The organism is Mariprofundus sp. NF (assembly GCF_013387455.1).
Lineage (GTDB): Bacteria > Pseudomonadota > Zetaproteobacteria > Mariprofundales > Mariprofundaceae > Mariprofundus.
In genome coordinates, this window is the sequence record NZ_VWNC01000004.1 from 40,740 (window position 1) to 54,394 (window position 13,655).

Below are 13,655 nucleotides of genomic sequence, written 5' to 3' on the forward strand. Positions count from 1 at the left end.
GCCCTCCTAAATCAGCAAGCAGACCAGGTTCAGGATCTAATCTGCTCTGTTAATAGCAGTTGAGGTGCCACGCCAAAGCAGAGCTGTCGCGGCAAGGAAGACAACAACGGCCGATGAGGGAGGGTAATCAAACTGGTTGGAGAAGAAGAGGCCACACACACTTGCAACGAGCGAAATCGCCACCGCCTGTAGTGCAGACCCATTCATGCCATTTCGCCAGACCGCCAGCCCCGGCATCACCAACATGGCAAAGACCAGAATCACTCCTACCGCATAGATAGCAGGCACAACCGCAACTGCCAGTGCACCATAAAAAGCTACACGCCCACCATAGCTATCTTTTCTACCCAGCTTTGAAAGCAACAGCGCTGCAACGCCTGCTATAGCAATAATGACCAGTTCAACCTCGGTTACTCCAAGTACGCTACCAAAGAGCAGCTCCATCATCTGCCCTTCGGCATGAGGCATCATCGCTAGAACCATCATACCGAGTGAGGCGGCCAGAGCATACAGTGCGCCCATAACCGCCTCTTTCGGCAGATCACTCTCTTCAGATAACGTTGCAATAAGCAGAACTGTTACTGCAGTAACTACGCCTGCAAACAGCATTCCGTTAGCATCCATAGCCACGCCTAAGGCATAACCGACAGCCGCCACTTGTGCTAAAGCCAGATCGATAAAGATCACCCGACGATGCAAAATCTTTTGGCCCAATAAAGGCAGAAACAGAGAGACCAACAAGCAGGCGGCAAGGCTAAACCAGAGTATCATGCTTTAATCTCCTGCAGCCTTCTGAAGTAGCATCTCTATAAACTGGATATAGCCCTCTGAACCTTTTACCTCATGAGCATCTGGCATAGAGAGAAGTGATGCACCCGAAAGTTGAGCCACTCGCTTTGCCACACGTCCATGATGATATGGCTCAACCCATAGCTGCTTCACCCCTTTTGCCTTCACTATGCTCACCAGCGAATCAAGATGCGCAGGTGATGGTTCCACTCCAGGTTTGGGCTCGATGAAACCGACAACCGGAATAGCAAAGCGCTCACTAAAATAACGGTAGGATTCGTGATAGCTAACCACAGGCAAAGCGTTACTGAATCGTGGCTTCCAAACAGCCGTCATATCATGCAGACGAAAGGCAAAAACTGCAGCTCGTTGCCTGTAACTATCGGCATTCTCTGGATCAATCATCGCAAAACGATCAGCCAGAGCAATCGCAACCTGAGACCCACGAATTGGATCAAGCCACCAATGCGGATTGCCTTCAGGATGCACATCGCCCATTGAGCGATCAACACCAGCCTTAGCACCGAGCACTTCAATAACTGATGCCCCCTCGAAATAGCCTGAAGTTTCAGGACGGATAGCCTGGTTACGCGCCACTTCTATCAGTGGCGGTAACCAACCCATCTCCAGACCGAGACCCGCAGAGAAGAGTAGATCGGCACGAGCAAGGTGACGTGCAAGTGTCGGTTTAGGCGGCACGAAGTGTGGATCCTGCCCCACTCTGGCCAAGACGCGAACCTCGCCATCCTCACCTGCCACGGCGGCAGCGATCTGCCCCAGTGCCGGCAGTGTGGCGACAATATGCAGCTCTGCATGGCTGATTGCAGGAAACAGGAGACAGAGCGTAAGGATTGATCGTTTTATAAATGTCATCTGATCCTCCTAATAGGGATGAGCGCCGTGCGGGCCAATCGCTACAACCCAGCGCAAATACATCGCATTTGCATTGGCTCCGGCTGCAATGCCAAGATCACCTGCCATCTCTGCAAGGGCTTTGCGGGTATGCTTATACTGCAGAGTAACGCTCTGGAATTCACTGAACTTCCACGCCAGGCCTGCAGAGATTGCGCTCTCTTTCAGCCAACCAGTTGTTGCTGGAACATACTCACGGGAGTAGTCAAAGCGTGAGAAAAGATGCCAGTTACGATTTAGCGCTGCTGTTGCCAACAGATAACTACCATCGTTGATTGCTGTTGTGACACCGGTGCCCTGCTCTTGCCAGCGGCGAAGCCATTCGCCTTCCAGTGTGAATCCGGCATGTGCAAGGTTCTGGTGTTTGATGGCAAAGTGGCCACCGGCAATGCGTGTCATGGCATCTGTTGCTGCAATACCATTTTTACCCTGAACATAGTTAGCGCCCAATTCAAACGTTGCGTTATCACCGATATCCCAGAGGCCAGTCCAACGTGCCAGACCTGCATACTGACTGGTGCCAGTCGGATCGAATGCAACATCATTTTCAGTGGAGAAGAATCCGGCCGTCAGCGTCTGTACCGAATCGCCTATAAACAGAGGTTTATCCAGCAGGAGACCATCGCCAATAAATATCTCTGGCCCGAAGAGATTAACCAGGCCATTGGGGCGATCAGCGTAGATCAGTGCATGCGGATGCATCTCGTTCACCCGTCCAACGGGCAGGAACTTGCGCCCTGCGCGCATATTCACACCCCACGGCAGGTAGGCGGTAATAAAACCCTCTTCAACTGCCATGCCGCCATTGGCTCCGGTAACGGTAACATCAAGCCGGGCATGCGTATCGATATTGGCACCAAAGATAAATTCAGCTTCGGAGAGCGGCAGAAAGCTGCTGCTTCTCACCCCGCCATCGCCACGGATGCGCTGGCCGGTGAAATTTCCAATCACCGAAATGGATGGATTGCCGCTATTCTCAGCCGTCGCGACACGAGCAGACTTGCGTACTTCACTTGAGGCAACAGAAGGTGCCGCCTCTTTTGACGTTGCTGCCTGAGGTGCAGCTGCAGGAGCCACCCTGTTTTTCGATTCCAGCTGTTCAATGCGATCCATGAGTTGCTGAACCTGATTTTTCAATACTTCCAGCTCACTGGCCGCATATGCGTTGCTGCTGACCAGAATGGCCGCAGCAAACACAGCACGTTTAAGTGCATGTTTCATATTAAGTCTCCTAATTCTGTTTTGATTACGTCACTAAGACGAGAGAGGGATTAGGAGTAAATAGGGGGTGCTCGGATAGGGGCGCTTGATCGTGTGGTCGCAACTGTAATCGACTGTTGAGAAACCACCGCTGCGACATCGGAGAGATCTAATGATTTGGTCGGTACTGCTGAGATAGCTGCGCCGTGAGAAGTAACATTTTCAAGATCACAGCTGATACAGGCGCTATCGAGTACGTGCAGACCACTCTCATGGCTATGCAGGGAACCAACAGAGAAGAGGCATACCACAATAGCCAGCATGGAGAGCATCCACTGCATACGACGCATGGTGTTGACACCCTTCAAGTTGACTTCACTCCATATCATGGGCGCAATCATCGAAACATTTCACTCTTTTTGCAAATCATTGCTTCAACAGCCACTCGCTCAACCTCGACTCCCAGCTGCCACATTGAGGTGACTGGGCTATCGCTCATGCCACAGGCAACAATGCCAGCGAAGTGTTTGAGGTTGGGATTAATGTTCAGTGCAATGCCGTGATAGGTAATCCATTTTCGGCAACGCACACCCACGGCCGCGATCTTTTCACCATCCACCCAGACACCGATGCCGCGCGCATCCCGATCCGCAGTGATGCCGAACTCGGCCAGTGTGCGAATCACCATCTCCTCCAGTCGCCAGACATGTTTGTGCAGATCCTGCTCTCCGCGCTGATCGGCAATGACATAACAGATAAGCTGGCCGGGGCCGTGATAGGTGACTTCGCCACCACGCCCGGTCGGGTAAACAGCAATGGTTTCACCATCAATCTGACGACTTAACACATCCGCTTCAGAGCCGGAGGAACCAATCGTATAGACAGGCGGATGCTCGGTAAGGATCAGCGACGGTTCCGATTCTCCGACCAGAATCGCGGCAACAAGCGCCTCCTGCTCGGCCAGCGAATCGGGATAAAGCTGTCTTTGATGGCGGATAATCTGCATTTGCAAAGCCTAGCTGCGCTCCTGCACGTTGACCAAGCCTCAATGCCTTCTAGAATCAGCAACTCCCTTCCGGGAAAAGGAGCGGCCAGTTGTGAGCAGCAAGAAAGAAACAGACGAACTCTCATTCGAACAGGCACTTGAGCAGATGACCAGCCTGGTTGCGAAACTGGAGTCGGGTGAACTGCCTCTGGAAGAGAGCGTGGCCGCATTCGAGCAGGGCGTGAAACTCTCCCGCCGCTGCGAATCACTACTGGATAAAGCCGAACAGCGTCTGCAGGTACTCAACAGTAGCGAAGACAACGCTTAAATGAGGGCACCTGACTTTCTTGCCTCCCATGCATCGCATGTGGAAAAGGCACTTATCGACACACTCAATAGCCGCTCATCGGTGGTGGCTGAGCAACTGATTCAAGCGATGCGCTACTCCCTGCTTGCCGGTGGCAAACGGGTGCGCCCTGCACTGGTGGTGGAGTGTTTCCTGGCCAGTGGCGGCAAAAACATTGCTGAAACCATGCCTGCAGCGATGGCCATTGAGTGCATCCACACCTATTCACTGATTCACGATGATCTGCCCTGCATGGATGATGATGACCTGCGCCGTGGCAATCCGACCTGCCACAAGAAGTTTGATGAGGCGACGGCTGTACTGGCTGCTGATGCACTGCAGGCGCTGGCCTTTGAGCTGCTTGCCGCGTCCGACATACCTGCCGAACTGCGCTGCGAACTGATCCGCAGCCTGGCTGTTGCAGCCGGATGTCAGGGCATGGTTGGCGGCCAGATGCTCGATATTCAGAGTGAGAGTAGTAGCTCGGATATCGATATTCTCGCCGTGGAGCGTATCCATCTGCACAAAACCGGGGCACTGCTGCGCTGGTGCTGTGAAGCCGGTGCACTGCTGGCCGGAGCCAGCCAGAAGCAGTTTGATGCCTGCTCCCGTTATGGCAAAGCAGTCGGCCTGCTGTTTCAGATCGCTGATGATATCCTCGACGTGACCGCCAGCTCCGATAAACTCGGCAAATCTGCCGGTAAAGATGAAGCCCAGAACAAGGCAACCTATGTTTCACTGATGGGGCTGAGCCGGGCCAGAGAACTTGCCGATGAGATGCGTGAACTTGCGCTCAATGCCTGCGAAGCACTGGATGACAACGCCCCGCAACTCAAGGCACTGGCCAACTATATTCTGGAGCGTGAGAGCTGATGTTTGAGCTACTGAATCGAATCAAAGGCACAGCCGATCTGAAAGCGCTCTATCCCGAGCAGCTGCCACAGCTGGCCGATGAGATGCGCAACTATCTGATTGAGACGCTGGCACCGATTGGTGGCCACCTTGGCGCAGGCCTTGGCGTGGTTGAACTCACCATTGCGCTGCACTATCTCTATGACTCACCGCGCGACAAAATCGTCTGGGATGTCGGGCATCAGGCCTATCCGCATAAGATTCTTACCGGACGATTGGCCCAGATGCCAACGATTCGCCAGTACGGCGGCCTCTGCGGCTTCACCAAACGCAGCGAATCCGATCATGATCCGTTTGGTGCAGGTCACGCCTCCACCTCAATCTCAGCAGCTTATGGCATCGCCGCAGGCCGTGATCTGAGCCATGATACCTATCAGGTTGTTGCTGTTATCGGCGATGGTGCCCTGACCGGCGGTATGGCCTTTGAAGCACTTAATCATGCCGGTGCCCACAAAAACCGCCTGCTGGTGATTCTTAACGATAACGAGATGTCGATTGCCCCCAACGTCGGTGCGATGTCCTCCTACCTCGCCCGCATCATTACCGGCAAGCCATACACACAGGCCAAGGACACCGCCAAACGTATCCTCGGCAAACTGCCGGGTGCACTGGATGCAGCCAAACGGGTTGAAGAGCATGTTAAAGGCATGATCACACCGGGCACACTGTTTGAGGAGATGGGTTTCCGTTATATCGGCCCGATTGATGGCCACGATTTCGATCATCTGCTACCAACACTGGGTAACTGCAAAGATCTGGATGGTCCGATCCTGCTGCATGTGGTGACTAAAAAGGGACTCGGTTTCTCACCTGCAGAAGAGGACCCTGAAACCTGGCACGGCCTTGGCCCCTACAATGTTGAAACCGGCATTCCGCATAAGAGCAATGGCACACCGCCGACCTACACGCAGATCTTTGCTGATACGCTGGCTGATATGGCCGATCACGATGAACGCATTGTGGCGATTACGGCAGCCATGCCTGCCGGCACCGGTATCAACCGCTTTGCCGACCGCCATCCCGAACGCTGTTTTGATGTTGGTATTGCGGAGCAGCATGCCGTCACCTTTGCCGGTGGTCTGGCCGTTGCGGGCAAACGCCCCTATGTGGCGATCTACTCCACCTTCCTGCAGCGCGCTTATGATCAGATTATTCACGATATCTGCATCCAGAATCTGCCGGTGACATTCTGTCTGGATCGGGCCGGTATCGTCGGTGCTGATGGTGCAACCCATACCGGCATGTTTGATATCGCCTTTATGCGCAACCTGCCGAATATGACTGTGATGGCGCCCAAGGATGAGGCTGAGCTTAAGGATATGCTGCTGACCGCCAACAGCATCAACGGGCCTGTCTGCATTCGCTATCCGCGTGGCAATGGTTACGGCGTTGATATCAGTCAACCCGCCATTCTTCCGGTCGGCAAGGCCGAGGTGCTGGAAGATGGTGGCGATGGCCTGGTGATTGCCGTCGGCAGCCGTGTTCGCGATGCGCTGTCAGCAGTGGAAACACTTCGCCGTGAAGACAGGCGGGCGATGACGCTGCTCAATCTGCGTTTCATCAAACCGCTGGATGTCGAGTCGATTCTGCTGCACCTGAAAGCGAGCAAACCTCTGGTGATTATTGAAGAGGGCGTCGCACAGGGCGGCATTGGTCAGGAGATTGCAGCCCTTGCTCTAAATTCGGGCTGGAGTGGCCCCTTTGCCCATATTGCCATGCCTGACCATTTCCCGGCTCACGGCACACAGGCAGAGATTCTGCGTGATTTGGGACTTGATGCAGAGGGCATTCTCAAGCAACTGCGCAACCACTAAAACTTTGGCTGCAAAACCTAAAAAACTCCGACTGAGCCAGATCATCTTTGATAGAGGTCTCTCTGATTCGGTTGATATCGCCTCCCGTCAGATTATGGCCGGTCTTGTCTACGTGAATGGCCAGAAAGCCGATAAGCCAGGCATGATGTTCCGCGAAGATGCCGAAATCGAAGTGCGTGAAGTGCTCAAATATGTCTCACGCGGCGGCCTCAAGCTTGAGAAGGCTCTGGAAGTTTTCCCCTTTAGTGCTGAAGGCATTGTAGGCCTTGATGTGGGCGCTTCCACCGGCGGCTTTACCGATGTGCTGTTGCAGAAGGGTGCGAAAAAAGTTTATGCCGTTGATGTCGGCCACGGGCAGCTACACTACAAACTTCAAAATGATGAACGTGTCATCAACATGGAGAAAACCCATGTGCGCAAACTCAGCGATGCGCTGATTTCCGAGCCGATTGATGCGCTGGTGATCGACACCTCATTTATCTCCCTGACCCGTGTCCTGCCCTGCGCATGGCCCTTTGTGAAACCCGGTGGCTGGTGTGTGGCACTGATCAAACCGCAGTTTGAGGTCGATCCCAAACATCTCGATCGTGGCGTTGTGCGTGAAGATCAGTGGCGTCAGTGGGCCATTGATCGCATAACCGCCATGGTAGAGAGCGAACTCTCCGGTGCCGAGATCATCGGTATTACCGAATCCCCCATCCATGGCCCCAAAGGCAATGTCGAATATCTGCTAGGCCTAAACAAAACCGGCTGAGCTCATAGTCAACCCAATGAAGCGTTGACTCACTCACTGCTTCAGCCCATCGCCTTAAATAGACCCCATAGCTTATAAACCTGCATGCTCCAGCAACTCGCCATATATTGCGATTATATTCGTTTAATGAACATATTTCGCCGTAAGTTGCGAATTGACACCACACCGCCCGTGATATATAAATCGTCATATATTACGATATATAATGAATTTGGCGGCTTATTCGTCAACGGTGGCGACTATGAGAATAACAAAGCAGCTTTCAGATGAAGCGATACTGGCTGAAGTAGGAGCCCGCATTACTCACCACCGTCTCAGGCTGCACCTGACTCAGGCCAAACTGGCCGAACTGTCTGGCGTTGGTAAACGCACTCTTGAGCGCGTTGAAGCTGGAGCATCGACACAGATGGTGAGCGTGGTCCGTATTTTTCGAGTACTGGAGCTACTGTCGAGTCTGGATGCTGCAATCCCGGAGGCTCATGCGGGACCAATGGACCTGCTCAAATTTAAAGGGAAAACTCGCCGCCGTGCATCAGCAAAAAAAGACTCGGATCAACCGAACGATACCTGGCAATGGGGTGATGAGTCATGAGTAGCATTGCTGAAGTCAAACTCTGGGGCCGCACCATTGGTGCAGTATCACTAAACGATGGTGATGAGATCGCCTCCTTTGAATATGACCCTGGCTTTGCCCGCAGTGGTATAGAAATATCTCCGCTCACCATGCCTCTATCCAACCGAATTTATCAATTTCCGGCACTGTCGAGACAGACATTCCACGGCCTGCCGGGCCTGCTGGCTGATTCACTGCCGGATAAATTCGGCAATGCCCTGATAGATGTCTGGCTGGCTACGCAGGGGCGGGAAGCAACATCGTTCAATGCGGTTGAGCGCCTCTGCTATACAGGCGCAAGAGGCATGGGGGCATTAGAGTTTGCACCGGCTATCGGGGTGCGAGCTAGCCGCAGCCATCGGGTGGAGCTAGAGAATCTGGTGGCACTTGCTTCAGACATTCTTACGCATCGAAACAATCTGCAAACCTCATTTACAGATGAAACAAAGGCATTGACCGATATCCTTCAGGTCGGCACATCGGCGGGCGGAGCACGCGCCAAGGCTGTGATCGCCTGGAATCCGATCTCGAATGAAGTACGTTCCGGGCAAGTGGCTGCAGATAAGGGCTTTGAATACTGGCTGTTAAAGTTTGATGGCGTGAGCGGAAACAGGGACAAAGAGCTGGACGACCCGCAAGGCTATGGCGTGATCGAATATGCTTATTATATGATGGCAAAAGCCTGCAACATTGATATCAGCGAGAGCAGACTGTTTGAAGAGAACAGCAGACGCCACTTTATGACCAAACGGTTTGACCGCCTGGACGGCGGAGAAAAGCTGCACATGCAATCGCTTGGCGCTCTGGCGCATTTCGACTTCAACATGGCAGGTGCATACAGCTATGAACAGGCACTTCAAACGATGCGCAAGCTGAACTTGCCCATGCATATGATTGAAGAGCAGTTCCGCAGAATGGTATTTAATATTGTGGCCCGAAATCAGGACGATCACGTCAAAAATATAGCCTTTCTGATGAATAAATCCGGCCAATGGCGCCTTTCTCCCGCCTTTGATATCACTTACAGCTACAATCCGGCAGGCAACTGGACGGCAAAACATCAAATGAGCGTGAACGGAAAAAGAGACGCGTTTACGATGGATGACTTCAAGGCGTGCGCCAAGGTAGCCTCTATGAAGCGGGGCAGGGCCGAAACCATTGTCAAAGAGGTGCAGGGTATTGTCTCGCAGTGGAAAACCTATGCACATGAGGCAGGCGTACCAGAGCATACTCAACAGCAGATTCAGCAAATGCTTCGCCTAAGTCCTTTCTGAATCGATTATGAATCAACTTAAAACATCCGTCTTGCTCGGCCACCATCATACCTGACGCGTGCTGTCGAACGGGGCTAGCCCTTTTAATCGTCACCATCCCGAACACGAGAAACAAGAAGCGCCCCCTCAGTCTTCGCACGCAATAGAACTGGTGGAGAACAAGCCATCCGGTGCAGAGATCATCGGCAGCGAAGAGTCCCCGATCCACCGCCCTAAAGGTAATGTCGAATATCTGCTGGGGATCAGGAAAATTTAATACCCTCTCAACCACCTGTTACCCCGGCCCTTGTTGACGGCTCTATGCATTAGCCGTGAACAATTTATTTCAGGCTGAACCACCACTTGAATGCAGCTGTAGCGATTAATGTATCACCACTAAGAATTTGGACTGAAATCATTAGCGTGCCTTGGCCACGCCGCTGTAACATGCTCAGACACTTCTCCACCGCCATCTGATCAACATCAACCACGGCATGACAATCCTCTGCAGCCGGGCGTTTGTATTTAATATTTCCCTCACGAGCCAGTGCCAATGCATCGGGATAATGCGCCATAAGATGCTCGATGATCCAATCACCGGTTGCTGCTTCTGCCAGACCGTAGAGTGCTGCAGCATGAAGGGAGCCGACATGATTGAGCAGGCGATCATGTTTCGTCAGGCCAACATTCTCTCCCCTCTTATCAATACCGATAAATCTGTTGAACGGAAGGTCAGTGATTTTCAACGGCAACTCCTATCGCCTCTCAGCCAAGAAAAAAGCGGCAATTAGCGTTGAGACTCCAGATGATCCAGTAGCTTCTCGGCATTGGCTACCAGCATCTGATAGGCATCTTCAAAACCGTGCGCACCACCGTAGTAGGGATCAGGCACATCAGGGGCGTTGCCAGTCTCAACTTCAAACTGGCGCATCATCAGAATGCGTGATTCGGGTACTCCCATGCGCAACAGGTTGGCTCTGTTGTCACCATCCATGGCGACCAACCAGTCCCATTGCTGGCAATTTCGGGCAGTAACCTGCTGGGCGCGATGGCGACTTAAGTCTAATCCCTTCTCTTCTGCCTTGGCTGCAGAGCGTGGATCCGCAGGGCCACCAACATGCCAGTCACCGGTGCCGGCAGACTCGAAATGGTAGTGATCTAATCCCCGCTGCGCTGCTACACCCCGCACAACAACTTCAGCTAAGGGTGAGCGACAGATATTGCCCAGACAGACAAACAGGATTTTCTCTTTTTTGCTTTCAGCCATGAAGATTCTTCTCCGCCTGTGATCGTTGCAGGTAAACCGGTGCAGGGTATCGGGGCAACAGGGCTATAGAGTCCAAAATATCAAGCTCTGCCAAGGTTGTCGTTAGCAGCGCCTGCGAACGGCTGATGGTCAGGGGTTGTTCAGACCAGCCAGCCAGTGCAACCGGTGGCTCGTTATGGCAGATAAAGCTGCCAGGCTGCATCTCCAGCACCTCGTGCCATGTTAAACATCTGTCTTCACATCTCGGCAAACCATTCTGGTAGCAGCCGACAAAGACCTCTCCGGCCCGGGCATCTTCCAACACCCAGATCGCTTCACTGCTATCACATTGACGTGCTGTAATGGCCAGTGATGATAGGTGTAACATCGGCAGATTCAGGCCGCTGTTGATGCCTGCCAGCGTTGCCGCTGCGATGCGCAGCCCGGTAAAGGCGCCGGGGCCTGCGCCCAGGGCCAGCAGATCAAGCTGCTTCCAGGTCAACCCCGCCTGCTCCAGCAGCTCAGCAAGTAGCGGCACAATGCTGGTCGAACGGGTTTTACCCTGCTCAGGTGTTGCCGCAGTCAGGAAACCACCATCTGCAGTATGCATGCATGCCGATATTTCACCGAATGCAGTATCCAGTGCCAGAATATGTAGATCAGATTTCACAGATGCTCTTTCAGCGCCAGCCGCAGTGATTCACCATACTCCGGGTGCTGAAGGCCGAGCACAGAGTTAGCCAAAAGGAACCCTTCAGGATTACCGGCATCAAAACGCTGTCCTTCAAGCAGCACACCGTAGACCGGCTCCTCTCTGGCGAGAGCCGCAATGGCATCGGTCAACTGGATCTCACCACCCTTGCCCGGCACCACCTCTTTCAACAGCCCCATCAAGCGTGGAGTAAAGATGTAACGGCCGGTAATTGCCATGCGGGAAGGAGCCTCATCTACCGAAGGCTTTTCAACCATATCAGTCAGGCGCAGCAAGCCGCTCTCTTCAGCGTGATAATCTACAATACCATATTTGGAAACTTCACTGGCCTGCACCTGTATCAAGCCGATCACCGAACAGCCGGTCTGCTCATGCACCTCGCGCAACTGCTGCATGGCCGGTTTTTCACTGATAATCAACTCATCGGCAAGGGAGACACCGAACGGCTCATCGCCCACCCAGTGATCTGCACAGAGCACGGCGTGACCAAGGCCCAGCGCCTCTTTCTGGCGCAGGTAGATCACCTCTGCCATGCGCGCCACACGTGACACCTCTTTATAGAGGGCACTTTTACCGGCTTTTTTCAGATTGGCTTCAAGCTCGGCTGAGATATCGAAATGATCCTCAATGGCGCGTTTGCCACGACCGGTAATCATGATGATCTGGCCCATACCTGCAGCCAGCGCCTCTTCCACGCCATACTGAATCAGCGGTTTATCAACAATGGTGAGCATCTCTTTCGGACTGGCCTTGGTGGCCGGGAGAAAGCGGGTGCCCATGCCAGCGGCCGGAAAGATAATTTTACGTAGTGGTTTCATGATCGCCCCCTCTCAATGCGACCGACTATACACCAAGATTGCCGATCAGGTGAGGCGACCGTAAGAGTGCAGGCCTGAGAGGTACATATTCACTCCGAGGAAACAGAATATAGTCACCAGGAAGCCTGCTACAGCCCACCATGCCAGTGCTTTACCATGCCAGCCGTGAGAAACACGGGCATGCAGATAAGCGCCGTAAACAAGCCATACGATCAGTGCCCAGGTCTCTTTCGGATCCCATGACCAGTAACCGCCCCACGCTTCAGCTGCCCAGGCAGCACCAAGAATCGTTGCCAGTGTGAAAGCGGGGAAACCAACGGCGACTGATTTATAAGCCAGCTGATCCAGCTGATCCAGTGTCGGGAAAACTTTCAGCATTTTCGAACTACTGCCTCGTGCTTCCATGCCGTGACGCACCAGATATGCCATACCCGCACCACAAGCCACAGCAAAAGCACCGTAACCGACAAAGTTCATAGGCACATGAATCTTCATCCAGTAGGACTGCAGTGCAGGCACCAGCGGTTTAATATCGGCCTGTCCAATCGAGTCCAGCCAGACACCGAAGAAGACACCGGCAGAAACCAGCAGCATAACAAATGCACCCATGCCCTTAGCCTGATAACGGCGCTCAAACGAGAGGTAAACTGCCGCGGTAATCATGAACAGCAGAATAAATACTTCATAAAGGTTGGAAACTGGCGCGTGGCCGATCTCAACATCAATCAGGTAGGACTCATGCCAGCGCAGTAGCAGGGCTGTGCCGCCAGCATAAATACCGATGTAAGCCGATGCAGTGGCGATACGGCCGATGAACTCCTCAGGGGCAAACAGGTAGGCGATATAGGCAACGGCTGAAAAGATAAAGACGATATTCATCGTCATAATAATATTTGCAGCCAGCAGATTGGACTGATCTTCATAGACGACCTGACTTGCAGCCGGCTCAAATTGTGCAACGATCACCGCCAGAATCACCATCAGCAGTGAGCCATCCAGCCAAGGCACGGTATTGGGTGCAACACGCCCCTCAAGAATGGTTGGTTTGATGGTAATATAAACTGCCGCAAGAGCAGCGCCGATCAGTGCACCGGTTCCACCCCAGAGTAGCCCCTGCATGCTGAAAATCTGGTAGAGGAAGGCATCCTCGTCATAACCACCCGATGCATACATCGCCATGGCAGAGATGCCGAGCGAAAGACCGATATAGGCATAGAAACGGATCAGCGCCCAGCGCCCCCGATTTACCACTTCCCATATTGATGATTCAGCAGTTATTGCAGTCATGCATTTCTCCTATT

General features: G+C 53.1%; 16 protein-coding genes. 6 read left to right on the plus strand and 10 right to left on the minus strand.

What is annotated here, in order from left to right:
* Window positions 1-36: 36 nt before the first annotated feature.
* Genes F3F96_RS07040 through lipB form a run of 5 tightly spaced genes read right to left on the minus strand, consistent with a single transcriptional unit; the run spans window position 37 to window position 3,907 of the window.
* Window positions 37-771, minus strand: coding sequence for a metal ABC transporter permease (locus F3F96_RS07040; protein ID WP_176962555.1), 735 nt, complete (start codon window positions 769-771; stop codon window positions 37-39).
* 3 nt (window positions 772-774) lie between these two features.
* Window positions 775-1,662, minus strand: a complete 888-nt coding sequence (locus tag F3F96_RS07045) for a metal ABC transporter substrate-binding protein (RefSeq protein ID WP_176962556.1) — start codon at window positions 1,660-1,662, stop codon at window positions 775-777.
* A gap of 9 nt (window positions 1,663-1,671) precedes the next feature.
* Entirely contained in the window at window positions 1,672-2,922 is a 1,251-nt protein-coding gene (locus tag F3F96_RS07050) for a hypothetical protein (protein ID WP_176962557.1), read from the minus strand.
* Between the two features lie 50 nt (window positions 2,923-2,972).
* Window positions 2,973-3,290 (minus strand): hypothetical protein, encoded by a 318-nt coding sequence (locus F3F96_RS07055; RefSeq protein WP_176962558.1) that lies wholly within the window; start codon window positions 3,288-3,290, stop codon window positions 2,973-2,975.
* Window positions 3,291-3,298: 8 nt separating this feature from the next.
* On the minus strand, window positions 3,299-3,907 hold the full coding sequence (gene lipB / locus F3F96_RS07060) for a lipoyl(octanoyl) transferase LipB (RefSeq protein ID WP_176962559.1): 609 nt from the start codon (window positions 3,905-3,907) through the stop codon (window positions 3,299-3,301).
* A gap of 91 nt (window positions 3,908-3,998) precedes the next feature.
* On the opposite strand from lipB, the gene xseB reads away from it, so the two are divergent.
* From xseB to F3F96_RS07090, 6 genes are all read left to right on the plus strand, one after another.
* The gene (xseB, locus tag F3F96_RS12565; RefSeq protein ID WP_176962560.1) at window positions 3,999-4,214 is read left to right on the plus strand and encodes an exodeoxyribonuclease VII small subunit; all 216 of its coding nucleotides are present in this window, start codon (window positions 3,999-4,001) and stop codon (window positions 4,212-4,214) included.
* A 39-nt stretch (window positions 4,215-4,253) separates the two neighbouring features.
* Window positions 4,254-5,105, plus strand: coding sequence for a polyprenyl synthetase family protein (locus F3F96_RS07070; RefSeq protein WP_370465514.1), 852 nt, complete (start codon window positions 4,254-4,256; stop codon window positions 5,103-5,105).
* Window positions 5,102-6,958 (plus strand): 1-deoxy-D-xylulose-5-phosphate synthase, encoded by a 1,857-nt coding sequence (gene dxs, locus F3F96_RS07075; RefSeq protein WP_176962740.1) that lies wholly within the window; start codon window positions 5,102-5,104, stop codon window positions 6,956-6,958. The genes F3F96_RS07070 and dxs overlap by 4 nt, the downstream gene beginning before the upstream one ends.
* Complete coding sequence (locus F3F96_RS07080) at window positions 6,921-7,712, plus strand: TlyA family RNA methyltransferase (protein WP_176962562.1); 792 nt, start codon at window positions 6,921-6,923, stop codon at window positions 7,710-7,712. The genes dxs and F3F96_RS07080 overlap by 38 nt, the downstream gene beginning before the upstream one ends.
* 241 nt (window positions 7,713-7,953) lie before the next feature.
* Window positions 7,954-8,304 carry a helix-turn-helix domain-containing protein gene (locus tag F3F96_RS07085; RefSeq protein ID WP_176962563.1) on the plus strand — a complete coding sequence of 117 codons (351 nt, stop codon included), beginning with the start codon at window positions 7,954-7,956 and terminating at the stop codon, window positions 8,302-8,304.
* Window positions 8,301-9,599, plus strand: a complete 1,299-nt coding sequence (locus F3F96_RS07090) for a type II toxin-antitoxin system HipA family toxin (RefSeq protein ID WP_176962564.1) — start codon at window positions 8,301-8,303, stop codon at window positions 9,597-9,599. Before F3F96_RS07085 ends, F3F96_RS07090 begins: the two co-directional genes overlap by 4 nt.
* 320 nt (window positions 9,600-9,919) lie before the next feature.
* Here the strand turns inward: F3F96_RS07090 and F3F96_RS07095 are convergent, their stop codons facing one another.
* From F3F96_RS07095 to ccsB, 5 genes are read right to left on the minus strand one after another with little or no spacing between them, the layout of a single operon-like run.
* Window positions 9,920-10,324 (minus strand): PaaI family thioesterase, encoded by a 405-nt coding sequence (locus tag F3F96_RS07095; protein WP_176962565.1) that lies wholly within the window; start codon window positions 10,322-10,324, stop codon window positions 9,920-9,922.
* 41 nt (window positions 10,325-10,365) lie between these two features.
* Complete coding sequence (locus F3F96_RS07100; protein WP_176962566.1) at window positions 10,366-10,845, minus strand: low molecular weight protein-tyrosine-phosphatase; 480 nt, start codon at window positions 10,843-10,845, stop codon at window positions 10,366-10,368.
* Window positions 10,838-11,494 (minus strand): tRNA (adenosine(37)-N6)-threonylcarbamoyltransferase complex dimerization subunit type 1 TsaB, encoded by a 657-nt coding sequence (gene tsaB / locus F3F96_RS07105; RefSeq protein ID WP_176962567.1) that lies wholly within the window; start codon window positions 11,492-11,494, stop codon window positions 10,838-10,840. The genes F3F96_RS07100 and tsaB overlap by 8 nt, the downstream gene beginning before the upstream one ends.
* Entirely contained in the window at window positions 11,491-12,354 is an 864-nt protein-coding gene (gene galU, locus F3F96_RS07110; RefSeq protein WP_176962568.1) for a UTP--glucose-1-phosphate uridylyltransferase GalU, read from the minus strand. The genes tsaB and galU overlap by 4 nt, the downstream gene beginning before the upstream one ends.
* A 45-nt stretch (window positions 12,355-12,399) precedes the next feature.
* A complete protein-coding gene (ccsB, locus tag F3F96_RS07115) occupies window positions 12,400-13,641 on the minus strand; it encodes a c-type cytochrome biogenesis protein CcsB (RefSeq protein WP_176962569.1) in 1,242 nt (413 codons plus the stop codon).
* Window positions 13,642-13,655 lie beyond the last annotated feature (14 nt).